The sequence below is a fragment of the Streptomyces sp. NPDC107538 genome (assembly GCF_055657445.1).
In genome coordinates this window covers 113,812-128,935 of record NZ_JBVKAY010000007.1, presented here as the reverse complement: position 1 = coordinate 128,935, position 15,124 = coordinate 113,812, and the positions used below count along the sequence as shown (strand labels likewise).

The window sequence follows — 15,124 nt, the reverse complement described above, 5'->3', positions numbered from 1 at the left end:
CGGCCCGGGAGGGGAAGATCAGGCCATCGCGCTCAGCCCGCCGCGTAGACGTCCTCCACATAGCGGCCCGAGGCGATCAGGTCGTCCAGCCAGCGCCCGGAGTCGGCGCCGGGGTGCCGGGCGGCGTGGATCGTACGGAAGGCCTCGCGGACGCCGGGTGCCATGCGGGAGCCGTCGCCGCAGACGTAGACCCGGGCTCCGGCGTCCAGCAGGGCACCCACCTCGTCGGCATCGGCGGCGATCCGGTGCTGGACGAAGGCGGCGCCGTCGACCGGGGCCGCGCTGAAGGCGGGGCGGAGCGAGACGGCTCCGGCGGTCTCGGCGGCGCGCAGCTCGTCGGCGTGCAGGAAGTCCGCGTCGGGCGCGTCGCAGCCGAAGTAGCAGACGGCGGGGGCGAGTTCGGCGCCCGAGGCGGCCCGTGCGACCCGGTCCGCGACGGCGCCGCGGAACGGGGCGAGGCCCGTGCCTGCGGAGACCATGATGACCGGTGCCGGGTCGTCGTGTCCGATCCGGAAGGCCTCGCGGCACGGCTGGATCCGGGCGAGGACGGTGTCGCCGGGCTTGACGGTGTTCAGGTAGCCGGAGCCGACGCCCGTGTGGACACCGGCGCCGGAGCGGGCCGGGGCCTGGAGCAGGGAGACCATCAGGTCGGCGTGGGCCGGGTCGGTGGCCGGGGAGGACGAGATCGAGTAGTGGCGGGGCCGGAGCGGGGTGAGCAGGTCGAGGAGGGCCGGCCAGGTCAGGGCTCCGCGCAGGGCCGGGTTGGCCTCGATCACCTCGACCAGGGTGCGGTGGTCGTCGCCGGAGGCGGCGCTCGCGGCGAGGGCGGCGCGCTCGGGCGGGCAGGGGTTGGCGGCGGCCAGCGCGGACAGCTGCTCGGCCGTCGGCCGGTTCTGCAACTCCACGTGGTGGGACAGGAGTTGATGGACCGTCACCGGTCGGTCGACCGGGATGCCGTCGCGGCGCCGGGAGCGGATGTCGAGGATCTCGTCCGGGTCGAGGCCCAGCGCGGTGACGGCCCGCCGGACGAGCGCCGGGTCGTTGACGGGCAGGACGGTCAGATGGTCGCCGGTGCGGTAGGCGGCCCCCTCGGGCAGGGCGAGCCGTACGAAGCGCTTGGTGCGCGGGTGGCCGGGGGCGGTGAGGTCGTACGCCTCGGTGACGGTCATCGGGGTCAGCCCGTGCCGCTCGGCGGCGGCGTGCAGCGGGCCGCCGGTGAGGGTGCGGACCTCGTGGGCGGAGGTGGGCTCGCCGGTGGCGGCGGTGGCGTCCGGGTCGCCGTACTCCGTCAGCAGCGCGGTGCGCAGAGCGGCCGTGAAGGCGCGGACGGTGCCGGTGAGGTCGCCGGAGGCGTCGGCGGCGGCGCGGTCCAGCAGGCGGGTGCCGCCGAGTGCGGCGAGGCGTTCGTCGAAGCGGGTCGGGACGTGCTGGTAGGTGGCGGCCCAGTTGCGGTCGCCGACGCCGAGGACGGCGTAGCTGCCGGTGAAGGCCGCCTCGTCGGTGTCGAGCCAGGCGGCGAAGGCGGTGGCGTCGTCGGTGGGGCGGCCGTTGTAGGAGGCGGCGGTGATGACGACGGGGCCGTCGGCGGGCAGCCCATCGGCGTACGCGTCGAGGGGCGCGACCTCCGCCTCCGCGCCCAACTCGGCTGCTTCGTCGGCGAGTTGGGCGGCGAAGTCGCGGCAGGTGCCGTAGTTGCTGCCGTGCAGGAAGAGGGCGCGGGTGCCGGGGCGGACGCGGGCGGGGAGAGCGGCGGTCTCGTCGGCCCGCGTGGCGGTGTCGGTGTGCCCGGCGCCGGGCAGCGGGGGGTGCGTGCGGTCGGCGGGGGTGCGCGGGGTGAGCGTCAGGGTGAAGCCCTCGGGCTTGAGGGTGAGGGTCTCCTTGACCGTGAGGGCGTAGTCGGCGTGGTCGTGCGGCCGGTAGCGGTGGACGAGCATCGCGAGCAGCATCGTCGCCTCGTGCAGGGCGAACTGCCGCCCGATGCAGGCGCGTTCACCGGTGCCGAAGGGCTTGAACGCGTGCGGGGAGCGGGCCTCCTCCGCCTCGGCGGTGAAACGGGTGGGGTCGAACAGTTCGGGGTTGTCGCCCCAGACGGGCTGCCGGTGCAGCATCGGGCCGAGCACGGTCACCGCCTTTCCGGCGCGCAGCGGGACCCGGCCGCCGAGCAGGGTGTCCTCGCGGGCGTACCGGCTGAACGCGGCGGCCGTCGGCCACAGCCGCAGCGCCTCGTTCAGCACCTGCCGGGTGTAGGTCAGCCGTCCGACCTCGTCGAAGGTCGGCTCGGGGTCGGCCCGGTCGCCCCACAGGGCGTCGACCTCGCGCCGCACGAGCTGGAGGACGGCCGGGTGCTTGGCCAGGTAGTACAGCGCGAACGACATCGCGCCGGAGGTCGTCTCGTGGCCGGCGATGAGGAAGGTGATGACCTGGTTGCGGATGTTGGCGGTGTCGAGGGTGGTGCCGTCGGTGGGGTGCGCGGCGGTGAGCATGAGGCCGAGCAGGTCGTCGGTGGTGGTCTCGCCCGATTCCACGCGGGCGGTGATGACGTCGTCGACGACCCCGGCGAGATAGGCGGCGTCCGCCCGGAAGGCGGCGTCCGCGGCCGTGTGATCGGCGCCAGGGGCGCGGCTCAGGCGCTCCATGCTCCACTCCAGACAGCGGACCATGGCCTCGACGAAGGGGTGGGGGTCGGCGCGCTCGAACGAACCGAAGTCGTAGCCGAAGCCGGCGAGCCCGATCGTGTCGAGGGTCATCCGGGTCATGTCGTCCGGTACGTTCACCGCCCGCCCGGCCTCGCTCGCCCGGTCCCAGGACTCGATCAGCCTGCGGGCCACCCGCAGCATCACCGGGTGGTACGTGCGCATCGAGCCCAGCGCGAACGCCGGCATCAGGATGTCGTGCGCCTTCGCCCAGTTCGGCTCGTCGTTGTACGCGGTGAAGAGTCCGTCGGCGGCGAACTCCCGCACGTTCTCCAGCGCGGGCCCGACCGCCTTGGCGAACCGGCTCTCGTCGGAGAGGTCCGCCACCAGGTCCAGATCGGCGACGAACAGGGTGTCCCGCCCGTGCAGCCTGCGCACGAGCACGGATCCGTGCTCCCGCATCAGGTCCATGACCTGCTGGACGGGGGTGCTTCCGGGTCCCGTGGCGGAGATGTCGACGACGGGGACGCCGTGGGGGGCGTCTGGCGTCCGGTCGGGCGCCTGGTCGGCCGTGGTGGACTCGGCGGGCTTCGGGTGCGGCGCGGTGGGGGGCATGGCGCGACAACTGCCTTTCGCGGTACGGGACTACGGGCGTACTGCGTTCCAGGGTTGCCGCCGAGGGCTGCTGACTCGTGCCACCGCGCTACATGATTGTGTAGGAGGAAGCCGTGGCGCGGGGTTGCGCGGCGGAGCGAGAGGCGGAGGCCGGGATGAATCTGCGGCAGGGAGACGCCGTCGTGTGGCGGAACCGGGCCATGGCCCTCTTCGACCGTATTCCGATGCCGGTGGCCGTCTGCGACGTGTACGGCTCCGTCGTGCTGGCGAACCCCGCGATGGCGAGCGAGTGGGGTACGACGCCGGGGAGTCTGCGCGGGCGTGAGGTGCTGGAGCTGTTCCGTCCGCAGGAGGCGACGCAGGTCGAGCGGATCGCGCAGGCGCTGCGACTCCGGCACCGTTCGCGCTACCCGGTGTCGGTGCGCTGGGACGCGGCCGACGGGGCGCGCCGGCACGGCGAACTGACCGCCGACCCGATCAGCGACGGCCCCGACGTCACCCCGTCGCTCCTGGTCCTGGTCCGGGTCCTCGGCGACCGCCCGGCGCGGGACGACCCGCCGCCCGCTCCCCCGGCGAGCCCCACCGAGGCCCGCATCCTGGCCCTCCTCGCGGGCGGCGCCACGACCGCCCGGACCGCCCGCGAGACCGGCCTCACCGTCGACGGCGTCAACTACCACCTGCGCCGCCTCTCCGCCCGCTGGACCGCCACCGGCCGCACCGAACTGGTGGCCCGCGCCTACGCGTTGGGAGTGCTCGCACCCGGGGTGTGGCCACCGGCGCCCGCGGGGACCCCCGAGTAGCCGCCGGCCCCACCCCACCCCGGTAATCCATTGGCTCCCCGCCGGGAACACGGCTAGCTTAGGAGAAAACCTAGTAGCCCTAGGTTGCAGCCGAACGCAGCCACTGTGAAGGAACCACCATGAAGCCGCTCACCGAGCAGGACATCCGCAGCTCCTTCGTCAACTGCTCCAAGGGCGAGGCGAAGCGCGTCTCCGTCCCCCGTGATCTGGAGCGACGGCCCTGGGAGGATCTGGACTTCCTCGGCTGGCGGGATCCGGGGGCGCCCGACCGCAGCTATCTGGTCACCGAGCGCGCCGGCCGGCCCGTCGGCGTCACCCTGCGGTTCCCCTCCGCACAACGTGGTTTCCTGCACCGGAGCATGTGCTCGCTGTGTCTGACGACCCACCGGGGCAGCGGGGTCTCGCTGATGACGGCACGCAAGGCGGGCGCGGCCGGGCGCGAGGGCAACTCGGTCGGCGTGTACATGTGTGCCGACCTGGCGTGTTCGCTGTATGTGCGCGGCAAGAAGGCGCTGGACACCGGGAGCCGTTTCGAGGAGAGCCTCACCACGGAGGAGCAGATCGCCCGGACGGTGGGCCGTCTGTCGGCCTTCCTGGACCGGCTGTACGACTGAGCGTCCCGTCCATGAGTTCGACCAGGCGGTGGAACGGGAACAGCGCAAGGATGCGAGACGTACGTGATGTGGGGGCCCTGATCGGCACACGGGTCCGGAAGTGGCACCAGGATCCGGTGATCGTGCAGTCGGTACGGTCGGCGGCCGCGGCCACCGTGGCCTATGTGGTGGCGTTGCAACTCAGCCCGGAGGCGGCACCCCTGACGGCACCGCTGACCGCGCTCCTCGTCGTGCAGGTGACCCTCTACTCCACGCTCACCACCGGCATCCGGCGGGTGAACTCGGTGGTCGCCGGCGTGGTCATCGCGATCGGCTTCAGTGTCCTGGTGGGCCTCACCTGGTGGAGCCTGGCGCTGATCATCCTGGCCTCGCTCGCGGTGGGGCATCTGGTGCGGGTGAGCGAGTTCGTGCCCGAGGTGGCGATCAGCGCGATGCTGGTGCTCGGGGTGACCAGGGTCGGCGACACGGCGTGGGCGCGCGTACTGGAGACGCTGATCGGCGCGGTCGTCGGGCTCGCCTTCAATCTGCTGCTCGCTCCCCCGGTGTGGGTGGAGGCGGCCGGTGAGTCCATCGAGGACCTGGCGCGGCGGATGCGGCGGCTGATGATCCGGGTCGGAGAGGAGGCCGCGGGCCGCACCCCGGCGGAGGCCGCGGCGGCCCGGCTGCACGAGGCCCGCAAGCTCGACTTCGACATCGTCGAGGTGGACGCCGCCCTCCAGCAGGCCGAGGACAGCCTGAAGCTCAATCCGCGGGTACGGGAGGGGCTGCTGCACCGGGTCGTGCTGCGCACCGGGCTGGACACGCTGGAGATCTGCACGGTGGTCCTGCGGGTGCTGGCCCGTACCCTGACCGACCTGGCCAAGGAGCGGGAGCCGGATCCGCTGTTCTCCGCGCAGGTGGGGGCGGCCGTCGAGCAGTTGCTCGCCGAGATCGGCGACGCGGTGGTCAGCTTCGCCGTGCTGGTCACCACCGATGTCAGCCGGAGTGCCGAGTCCGCGGAGGCGCGGCTCACCGCCGAGCTGTCGACGGCCGTCGCGACCCGGGACAAGCTGGCCCAGCTGCTGCTGGAGGACATCCAGCGCGACGCCCGCCAGTGGCAGCTGCACGGCGCCGTACTGACGGAGGTCAACCGCGTGCTGGACGAGCTGGACACCGAGCACCGCTCGCAGCGGCTGCTGGAGGAGCTCGACCGCTGCACCCGGGAACAGCGCGAGCGCTCCCCCCGGCTCACACGTCTGCGCGACCGCGTGCGCCTCGCACGTCCCCGCAGGCGGAACCGGTCCGGCCGCGCCGGACGTACCAAGTGACGTCCGCGTGACGCCCTGAGCGTCTTTGCCCCGCCTTTGCGCTGAGGCGCTCGTACCCGTCAAGGTGGTGACGGCCGAGACGAGCGACACCAGAGGTGCACGAATGACGAGTGAGGCGGCGGACCGAGGCGACTGGAGCAGGCGCCGCGTCCTGGGCCTGCTGGCGGGAGCGGCCGTACCGGTGGGCCTGGCCGGTTGCGCGGGCTCCGACGAGGCGGCCGGACCCACGGCGTCCTCCCCCGCGGCGAACGCCCCGACGGGCTCCTCGCCGGGCTCCTCGCCGGGCACGGAGGCCGGGGCCGGCACCGCGTCCCCCTCCCCCTCCCGCACCGGCCCCCAGCCGCTCTACATCGGCACGTACACCTCGGCCGAGGGCGGCGGCACCGGGATCGGCGTGGCGACGTACGACGCGCGGAGCGGCCGTATCGCGGGCAAGGGGACGATCACCGGGGTCCCCGACCCGTCGTATCTCGCCGTGCATCCGGACGGGCGGACGCTGTACGCCGTGAACGAGCGGACGGACGGCGGGGTGAGTGCCGTACGGCTGTCCGACCGCGAGGTGCTCGGCACCCGGAGCAGCGGGGGCGAGGCGCCCTGTCAGCTGTCGGTGCATCCGAGCGGACGGTGGCTGCTGAGCGCCAACTACGGCACGGGCAGTGTCGCCGTGCACCCGGTCGAGGACTCGGGGGCGCTGGGCGAGCGCACGGATCTCGTGGTGCACAGCAGTCCGGCGCCGGGTCCGGGGCAGGAGGGTCCGCACGCGCACCAGATCATCACCAGCCCGGACGGCGGCCATGTCCTCGCCGTCGATCTGGGCACCGACACGGTCTACACGTACCGTCTGGACGAGTCCCGGGGCACGCTCACCGAGGTCTCCCGGGCGCGCACCCGCTCCGGTGCGGGGCCACGCCACCTCACCTTCCATCCGGGCGGCCTGTACGCCTATCTCGCCAACGAGGTCGACAACACGGTCGTCGTCTGCGCCTACGACCCCGTCAGCGGGCGGCTCACCCCGGGCGACCCGCAGTCCACGGGCACGGGTGCGGGCACCAACTACCCGGCGCAGCTGGTGGTGACGCCGGACGGCTCGCACGCGTATCTCGCCAACCGGGGGCACGACAGCCTGACGCGGTACGCGGTCGAGGCGGACGGCGCCCGGCTGAGGCTGCTGGACACGGTGCCGGTCGGCGGGGACTTCCCGCGCCAGATCGCCCTGTCGCCGGACGGGACTCTGCTGTTCGCGGCGTTGCAGCGGTCGAGCGCGGTCAGTGTCTTCCGGGTCGACGCGGAGAACGGTGAACTGCGGCGCGCGGGCGCGCCGTTCGCGTCACCCGTCGCCGTCTGTGCGCTGCCGCTGTAGGGCGCGCGGGCAGGACGCGGCGCTCGCCTGGGAGAGCAGGACATGCATCCGCTCGGTGAGCTGCGCCATGTCGTTCGCGGGCTTGTGGAACGTCAGCCGTACGTCGCCGTTGCCGCGGGCCCGCTCGATGCGCAGGGTCAGACCGTGCCGGTCGACGGCGAGCGGCTGGACGCGTACGGCGCCGTGCAGGCTGTCGTGCGGGACGAGCCGGGTGAGGCGTTCGACGGCGTCGGGGTGGGCGTCGGCGAGGTGGGTCAGCAGCCGGGACTCGGCCGTGGCCAGCGGGTCCGGTGCGGCGGCGGCGAACTCGTCGAGGTCGACGACGACCGCGCCGGACGGCTCGCGCAGCACGATCCGGGTGGCTTTGAACTCCAGGTCGCCGTCCTTGGGCGCGAACCAGCCGGCGATCCAGAGCCGGGCCCGGATGCGGTTGCGCACGGGGACGGGCGCCACGTCGGCGAACTCCAGCACGGCGGACGGTTCGCCGCGCGGTGCGCAGATCGCGGCGGCGACGAGCGTACTGTCCTCGGGGACGCACAGGATCACCCGGCCGTCCTCGGTGACGCTGTGCGCGCCGACGAACTCCTCGCGGCCGCCCTCGGCGGTCACCGCGCAGGACCACGCCGCCGCGAGCACCGAGCGGGCACGCTCCGCCGCGGCGGGCGCGGCCGTCCAGGTGTGACGGTCACCCATCCCAAACCTCCCTTAGGTAAGCCTTGCCTAACCTATCGAAGATCGGGGCGTACGCCAACCACCGGCGTCCAGTCCGTGGACTTCTCGCTCGCCGCGGTGACCCGACCGGGGTTCCGGCTCAGGGGGTGAGCACCCCGAACAGGGCCCGCGCGCACAGGTCGCGCACCTGCTCGCGGGAGAACTCCGCACCCCTCAGCCACTCCAGGCAGACGGCCGTGGTGAACGCCAGCCAGCCGCGCACCGCGAGCCGGGTCTCCGGCCGTGCGTCGAGCGCGACCGCGAACTCGGTGTCCGAGGCCAGGGCCGCCAGGATCTGCGCCTCCTGCGCGGCCAGCGCGCGCTGGTAGACCTTGCGCACGGCCTGGTCGCCGGTGGCGTCGGCGCGGTGGAAGGCCCGGAAGCCGTGGGCGTGGTCCTCGACGTACGCGAGGAACACGTCGAGCCCGTTGGCGAGCCGCTCGCGCGCCGAACCGCCCGGTGCGGGGGTCATGATCCGCAGCATGCGCTCGCTCTCGCGCTCCACCACGGCCGCGAAGAAGACCCGTTTGTTCGGGAAGTAGTGGTAGAGCAGCCCCCGGGAGACACCGGCGATCTCGGCCACCTGCTCGATCCAGACGTCGTCGTACGGGCTCTCCGAGAAGAGCCGGGCGCCCACCGCGAGGAGTTGCTCCCGCCGCTCCTCGGTGCTGAGCCGGCGACGCGGGCGCTCTCCCTGCCTGGCTGCCATACCGTCACCTTACTTGACGTGGGTTCAACAACGGGACGAGACTGAAATCGCTATTGAACCCGGGTACAACAGCCGCGACGGCTTCGGCACGGCGTGCGCGTGAGGGAGATGTGGTCATGACGGCGACGACAGGGGCCACGGCTGTCGGGGGTTTCCGCAGCGCCGAGCTGGGCTGGCCCGAGCTGCACCGCATCCCGCACCCGCCGTACCGGATACCCGTCGTCGGCGACGCGCTCGGCACCAATGTGCGGACGCCGGTCCAGGAGTCGGTGCGGCTGGGGCGGCGGCTCGGGCCGATCTTCCGGCGGAAGGCGTTCGGCAAGGAGATCGTGTTCGTCGGGGGTGCCGCCCTCGCGGCCGAGATGGCGGACGAGGCGCGGTTCGCCAAGCATGTGGGGCTCGGGGTCGCCAATCTGCGTCCGGTGGCCGGGGACGGGCTCTTCACGGCGTACAACCACGAGCCCAACTGGCAGCTCGCGCACGACGTCCTCGCCCCGGGCTTCAGCCGGGAGGCCATGGCCGGCTACCACCCGATGATGCTCGACGTCGCCGAGCGGCTGATGGAGCACTGGGACCGGGCGGGCGCGGCGGGCAGCGCCGTGGACGTGCCCGGCGACATGACCAAGCTGACGCTGGAGACGATCGCCCGCACCGGCTTCGGCCATGACTTCGGCTCCTTCGAGCGCACCCGGCCGCACCCCTTCGTCGCGGCGATGGTCGGCACCCTGACGTACGCGCAGCGCCGCAACACCGTCCCCGACCCGCTGGTGCCGCTGCTGCTGCGCGGCGCCGCCCGGCGCAACCAGGCGGACATGGCGTTTCTGAACGAGACGGTCGACGCGGTGGTACGGGCCCGGCAGGCCTCCGGTCGCGGCGCATCGGGCGGGCGTGGTGACGGAGCTCTGCTCGACCGGATGCTGGAGACCGCGCACCCGGAGACCGGGGAGCGGCTGTCCGCCGAGAACGTACGGCGCCAGGTCATCACCTTCCTGGTCGCCGGGCACGAGACCACCTCGGGCGCCCTCTCCTTCGCCCTGCACTACCTCGCCCGGTATCCCGAGCTGGCGGCCCGGGCCCGCGCCGAGGTGGACCAGGTGTGGGGTGACACCGTACGGCCCGGCTACGAGCAGGTGGCCAGGCTGCGGTATGTGCGCCGGGTGCTGGACGAGGCGCTGCGGCTGTGGCCGACGGCGCCGGCGTTCTCCCGGGAGGCTCGCGAGGACACCGTGCTGGGCGGGGTCCATCCGATGCGGCGGGGTGCCTGGGCGCTGGTGCTGACGGCGATGCTGCACCGGGATGCGGAGGTGTGGGGCGCGGACGCCGAGCGGTTCGACCCGGACCGCTTCGACGCGGCGGCCGTCCGTGCGCGGGCCCCGCACACGTTCAAGCCGTTCGGCACGGGGGCGCGGGCCTGTATCGGCCGTCAGTTCGCGCTCCACGAGGCCACGTTGGTGCTGGGGCTGCTGTTGCGCCGCTACGAGTTGCGGCCTGATCCGGCGTACCGGCTGCGGGTGGCGGAGCGGCTGACCCTGATGCCGGAGGGGCTGCGGCTGACCGTGGAGCGGCGGGCGGGCGGGGTGCCGTCAGGCCGTCCAGTGGCCGGGGCGGGTGACTGAGGCCGGCAGCCGGGTGCCGGCGCTGCCGCGCGCCGCGTCGATCTGGGGCTGGGTCAGGAAGAAGGCGCCGGTCAGGTCGGCGTCGGTGAGGTCGGTGTCGCGGAGGTCGGCGCCTATCAGGTCCGCTCCACGCAGATCGGCGCCGGTCAGGTCGGCGGCTATGAGGTAGGCACCGCGCAGGTCGGCCTTGCGGAGATCGGCGCCCTTGAGGCGGGCGCCCATGAGGTCGGCGCCGCGCCGGTTCCGCTTGCGTCCGGCGCCCGCCCGCATCAGCTCGCTCACCTTGAGCAGCAGTTCGTTGACGCGGCCCCGGTGCGCGGCGACGTCCAACTCCCGCAGTTCCTCGGGGGACTTCGTGGTCAGCTCCTCGGTCTCGTCCCGAAGACGGCGGAGGTCGGGGTGCACCGGGGCGGCGGCGGGGAGGGTCAGCGACTCGGTCAGGTACCAGAGGAGTTCGTGGAGCTGGCGGACCACGGGGAACGTGTCGAACATCCGGCGGGCGTGCTCGGGCCCACCCGTCCGCCAGTTCTCGCCGCCGAAGGTGACCTGGGAGACCTTCTGTCCGGCGCCGAAGCAGTCGTAGACCGTGCAGCCGTTGAAGCCCTCGTCCCTGAGCCGGGTGTGGATGCCGCACCGGAAGTCGTCCCCGAGGTTGCCGCACGCCTTGCCCGCGGGCTTGTCGACGGCGAAGTCCGTCGAGCGGGCGAAGGGCAGCGCGACACAGCACAGACCGAAGCAGTCGCCGCAGTCGGCGCGCAGCTCACGCAGGTCACGCAGGTCACGCAGGTCACGCAGGGGAAGGGGCTCACCGGAAGTCTGTTCCACAGGGGCCACCCTAACGAGAACCCCCGGCCCCGGCGGTCAGTCCCGTCCCAGCTCCAGCCGCCAGTCGTTCGACATGCTCCAGTGCCCCTTCGGGTACTCCACGGAGACCTCCCCGAACAGGGTGAAGCCCGCTTTGCGGCACACCGCGTTCGACGCGGCGTTCGCCACTCGCGGCAGCGCGTGCACATAGCGGTGGGTCCGCGCCTCCCGTGCCGCCTCGACGACCGCCCGTGCGGCCCGTACGGCGAGGCCCCGGCCCTGGAACTCGGGCAGGATCCCCCAGCCGGTCTCCCAGACGGTCTCGCCCCGCCACTCGTGCTCCCAGTAGCCGATCGTGCCGACGGCCTCACCCGTGTCGGCCAGTACGACCCGGTACATCCGTCCGGCCGCCACGTCGAGATAGCGGCGGTGCCGGGCGAGCAGCTCCTCCTCGGTCTCCGGGCCACCCAAGTGCTCGGTCATCCGGGGGCTGTTGATGCGCCGCAGCAGCCCGAAGTCGTCCTCGGACCAGGGCTCCAGCCGCACCCCGTGCCCGGGGCTCCCGTCGCCCGTCACCGGGGGAACACCTCGAAGGCCACGGCCGGTCTGCCGCCGAACCGCTCCCCCGTGGTCCGGGCGAAGCCGGTGAGGAAGTCGCGTACGTACGTCTCCGGGTCCTCCTTCGTCAGCACCTCCAGGTAGGTGCGGTGTTCCAGGAGGGAGGCGACCGCGCGGTCCAGGCCGGCCGTGGCGTCGACGGCGTGGGTGGGGCTGGAGGAGCCGGCGACGGCGACCCAGCGGACGCCGTCCCAGGGCTCCAGGCCCTGTTCGACGAGTTCGGGGAAGATCCAGCGGTTCCCCGCGTCCCCGGCGGCGTCCAGGGTGGCGCGGCCCACCGCCACATGGTCGGGGGTGTTCCAGGCGACCCCGCCCCAGGTGTCGCGGTGGTTGAGGGTGACGAGCAGTTCGGGGCGGTGCCGGCGGATGGCGGCCGCGATGTCCCGGCGCAGGGCGGGCCCGTACTCGATGACGCCGTCCGCGTGGTCGAGGAACTCGACCTCCGACACCCCCACCACGGCCGCGCTCGCCCGCTGCTCCCGCTCGCGCAGCGGGCCGCAGCGCGCGGGCTCCAGGGTGTCGATGCCGGCCTCGCCACGGGTGGCCAGGACGTAGGCGACCTCGCGGCCGGCGTCGGTCCAGGCGGCGACCGCCGCCGAGCAGCCGTACTCGAGGTCGTCCGGGTGGGCGACGACGGCGAGGGCCCGCGTCCAGTCGTCGGGCAGGGGCTTGAGCTGGTCCGGCTGTTCCGGCTGGTCCTGCTGCAGATCGGTCATATCGGCACAGTAGACCCGGGCACTGACAACCGGGCCGCGTTCACTCCTCGTCGCGCGTCAGTGCCAGCAACCGGTCCAGGACGCGCGGTCCGCCGGCCCGTACGCCGTCGTGCTCGAACTCGTCCGTGACCCAGGTGCGCAGGCCCCGGATCGCCCGGGCGGTCGCGAGGGAGTGGGCCGTGTCGACGTACATGTCGTCGTGGTAGATCGCGGCGGCGACCGGGACCTCGTTGGCGGCGAGCCGGTCCGGGTCGTACAGGGGCGGCCAGCCCCGCTTCCGGGCCAGGTCCTCGGCGGTCTCGCGGAGCGGGCGCAGGGCGGGGTCACAGTCGAACATCCAGGGGTGCACGGACTCCCCCGTGAACAGCACCGGGCCGTCGCCGGTCAGCGTCTTGGCTGCGTCGAACCGCGGAAGGCGGCCGCGCACCCGCTCCGCCGCCCAGCTCGTGGGGCCCGCGTCCTGGCCGTAGATGGCCTCGTGCAGGAGCGCGTAGAGGGGGTGACCGGCGTACGACAGCAGGCCCTGGACCTCCTCCTGGAAGGAGTCGGCGAGGGCGGGGCCGCCGGGGGTGCGGACGAAGGCGTCCTCCAGCAGGAAGTGCAGCCGGTGGCTGCCGTCGCTCCGGCCGAGGAGGATGCCGAGGGACTGGAACGCCTCGACGGTGAGGCGGTAGCCGCCCGGGAGGACGATGTCGTGCTGGAGCAGGTGTTCGGCGATCTGCCGGGCCCGCTCTACGTCCTGCGGGTAGCGGGCGTAGTGCGCGGCGACCTTGCGTTCGATGCGCGGGAAGGCGGCCTGGTAGACCTCGTCGGCGGTCGCGTCGAGGGAGGGCAGTCCGCCGGTGATGACGACCCGGCTCAGGCCCTCGGGCGCCTCGGAGAGATAGGTGACCGCGCAGAAGCCACCGAAGCTCTGGCCGAGGACGGCCCAGGGGGCGCCGCCGGTGACCTCGGGGCGGATGGCCTCGCAGTCGCGGACGATGGAGTCGGCGCGGAAGTGGGCGAGGTAGTCGGCCTGTTCGGCGGGACCGCCACGCAAGGGGAGGGTCTGGCGGTTGGCGGGGGTGGAGGCGCCAGTGCCGCGCTGGTCCAGGAGCAGGACGCGGTACTCCGCGAGGGCCCGCTCCAGCCAGGCCTCACGGCCGACGAAACGGTTCGCCCCGAAGCCGGGGCCGCCCTGCAGATAGACCAGCCAGGGCAGTTCGGCGTCCGCCTTGTCGCTCGCGACGACCTCGCGCGCGTAGAGCTCGATCCGCTCCCCCGCCGGGTCGTCGTGGTCGAGGGGGACGGCGAAACGACGGTCGGTGAGGACGACACCGGGCTGCCGGTAGCTGACGGACAACAGGGCTCCTTGGGCGGACGGGTTCCGGGCCGTGGTCCAGTCCAGCACAGATTCTTCGCCCGGCCGACCCCGTGGATCAAGAAATTCCCGGGAACCTCTACTGAACGACCGCTCAGCGCGGTCGTCGGCTCAGCGCGCCGAGAGGCTGGAGCGGCGCACCACCAGTTCGGGCTGGAGGACGACGCGGCGGTGTTCGTGCCGGGCGGGCGCGGTCTCGGCCTCGGTCTCCTCCAGGAGGAGTTCGGCGGCGAGGGCGCCCATGGTGACGGCGGGCTGCCGTACGGAGGTGAGGGGGACGGCCGCCGCGGCGGCGAACTCGATGTCGTCGTAGCCGACGATGGCGAGGTCGTCGGGGACGCTCACCCCGGCCGCGTACATGGCCTGGAGGACGCCGAGGGCGAGCAGGTCGTTGGCGCAGAAGACGGCGGTGGGGCGGTCGGCGAGACCGAGGAGACGGGCGCCCGCGTCACGGCCGGCGGCCACGTCGAGGCGTTCGGTGGGCAGCTCCCGCAGGGCCTCGGGGCCGAGTCCCGCCTCCCGCAGGGCGTTCAGGGCTCCCGTACGGCGGTCGCGGACCTGGTTGAGGCCCGCCGGTCCGCTGACGTAGGCGATGGAACGGTGGCCCGCGTCCACCAGATGCCGTACGGCGAGGGCGCCGCCGGCGACGTCGTCGACGGAGACCGAGCACTCGGTGGTGCCCTCGGCGACCCGGTCGACGAGGACGAAGGGGATGCCGTGGCGGCGGAACGCCTCGATGTTGCGTCCCGTCGCGTCGGCCGGGGTGAGCAGGACGCCGCGCACCCGTTGTTCGGCGAAGAGCGAGAGGTACTCGGACTCCTCGCCCGCGCTCTGCGCGCTGTTGCAGACCATCACGCCGAGTCCGGCGTCGCGCGCGGCCCGCTCGGCACCGCGCGCGACGTCGACGAAGAAGGGGTTGCCCATGTCGAGCACGAGCAGCCCCATGATGCGGCTCCGCCCGGCCCGCAGCTGGCGCGCCGACTCGCTGCGGACGTAACCGAGGCGGTCGATCGCGGCCAGCACCCGGGCGCGGGTGCCGGACGCCACCGAGTCGGGCCGGTTGATGACGTTGGAGACCGTGCCGACGGAGACTCCGGCGGCTGCGGCGACGTCCTTGATACCCACCGGCTGCGACATCGGACAGGGACCTCCAGGAAGGTACGAAAGCGGCGGGCGTACGGTCACATTACCTTCGGGGCCGGCGCGGGAACGGCCCGGTCAGGTGCGCGGACCCGCCGCTCGTACGGGAATCAGGTGTGCG

General features: G+C 73.2%; 13 protein-coding genes. 5 read left to right on the top strand and 8 right to left on the bottom strand.

Annotated features, from left to right (window positions below):
- Positions 1-32: 32 nt before the first annotated feature.
- Positions 33-3,248: a cytochrome P450 gene (locus ACZ7MG_RS25295; protein WP_471380742.1), complete on the bottom strand. Its 3,216-nt coding sequence runs from the start codon at positions 3,246-3,248 to the stop codon at positions 33-35.
- 155 nt (positions 3,249-3,403) lie between these two features.
- Between ACZ7MG_RS25295 and ACZ7MG_RS25290 the strand changes: the two genes are divergently transcribed.
- From ACZ7MG_RS25290 to ACZ7MG_RS25275, 4 genes are all read left to right on the top strand, one after another.
- Positions 3,404-4,048, top strand: coding sequence for a PAS domain S-box protein (locus ACZ7MG_RS25290; protein WP_471380741.1), 645 nt, complete (start codon positions 3,404-3,406; stop codon positions 4,046-4,048).
- 119 nt (positions 4,049-4,167) lie between these two features.
- Positions 4,168-4,662 (top strand): FBP domain-containing protein, encoded by a 495-nt coding sequence (locus ACZ7MG_RS25285; protein ID WP_471380739.1) that lies wholly within the window; start codon positions 4,168-4,170, stop codon positions 4,660-4,662.
- Positions 4,663-4,712: 50 nt separating this feature from the next.
- Positions 4,713-5,969, top strand: a complete 1,257-nt coding sequence (locus ACZ7MG_RS25280) for an FUSC family protein (protein ID WP_471380738.1) — start codon at positions 4,713-4,715, stop codon at positions 5,967-5,969.
- A 103-nt stretch (positions 5,970-6,072) separates the two neighbouring features.
- Positions 6,073-7,329: a lactonase family protein gene (locus ACZ7MG_RS25275; protein ID WP_471380737.1), complete on the top strand. Its 1,257-nt coding sequence runs from the start codon at positions 6,073-6,075 to the stop codon at positions 7,327-7,329.
- Here the strand turns inward: ACZ7MG_RS25275 and ACZ7MG_RS25270 are convergent.
- A complete protein-coding gene (locus ACZ7MG_RS25270) occupies positions 7,297-8,022 on the bottom strand; it encodes a DUF2470 domain-containing protein (RefSeq protein ID WP_086754388.1) in 726 nt (241 codons plus the stop codon). The genes ACZ7MG_RS25275 and ACZ7MG_RS25270 overlap by 33 nt on opposite strands.
- Before the next feature lie 118 nt (positions 8,023-8,140).
- Positions 8,141-8,749 (bottom strand): TetR/AcrR family transcriptional regulator, encoded by a 609-nt coding sequence (locus ACZ7MG_RS25265; RefSeq protein ID WP_471380736.1) that lies wholly within the window; start codon positions 8,747-8,749, stop codon positions 8,141-8,143.
- A gap of 116 nt (positions 8,750-8,865) precedes the next feature.
- Here ACZ7MG_RS25265 and ACZ7MG_RS25260 point away from each other — a divergent pair, with 116 nt between their 5' ends.
- The gene (locus ACZ7MG_RS25260) at positions 8,866-10,365 is read left to right on the top strand and encodes a cytochrome P450 (protein ID WP_471380734.1); all 1,500 of its coding nucleotides are present in this window, start codon (positions 8,866-8,868) and stop codon (positions 10,363-10,365) included.
- Here the strand turns inward: ACZ7MG_RS25260 and ACZ7MG_RS25255 are convergent.
- From ACZ7MG_RS25255 to ACZ7MG_RS25235, 5 genes are all read right to left on the bottom strand, one after another.
- A complete protein-coding gene (locus ACZ7MG_RS25255) occupies positions 10,333-11,190 on the bottom strand; it encodes a pentapeptide repeat-containing protein (RefSeq protein WP_471380733.1) in 858 nt (285 codons plus the stop codon). The two genes, ACZ7MG_RS25260 and ACZ7MG_RS25255, sit on opposite strands and share 33 nt — an antisense overlap.
- Before the next feature lie 36 nt (positions 11,191-11,226).
- Entirely contained in the window at positions 11,227-11,745 is a 519-nt protein-coding gene (locus ACZ7MG_RS25250; protein ID WP_471380731.1) for a GNAT family N-acetyltransferase, read from the bottom strand.
- Entirely contained in the window at positions 11,742-12,503 is a 762-nt protein-coding gene (locus ACZ7MG_RS25245) for a PIG-L deacetylase family protein (RefSeq protein WP_471380730.1), read from the bottom strand. Before ACZ7MG_RS25245 ends, ACZ7MG_RS25250 begins: the two co-directional genes overlap by 4 nt.
- 40 nt (positions 12,504-12,543) lie before the next feature.
- Entirely contained in the window at positions 12,544-13,845 is a 1,302-nt protein-coding gene (locus tag ACZ7MG_RS25240; RefSeq protein WP_471380729.1) for an alpha/beta fold hydrolase, read from the bottom strand.
- A 129-nt stretch (positions 13,846-13,974) separates the two neighbouring features.
- Complete coding sequence (locus tag ACZ7MG_RS25235; protein ID WP_471380728.1) at positions 13,975-15,000, bottom strand: LacI family DNA-binding transcriptional regulator; 1,026 nt, start codon at positions 14,998-15,000, stop codon at positions 13,975-13,977.
- Positions 15,001-15,124: the final 124 nt, after the last annotated feature.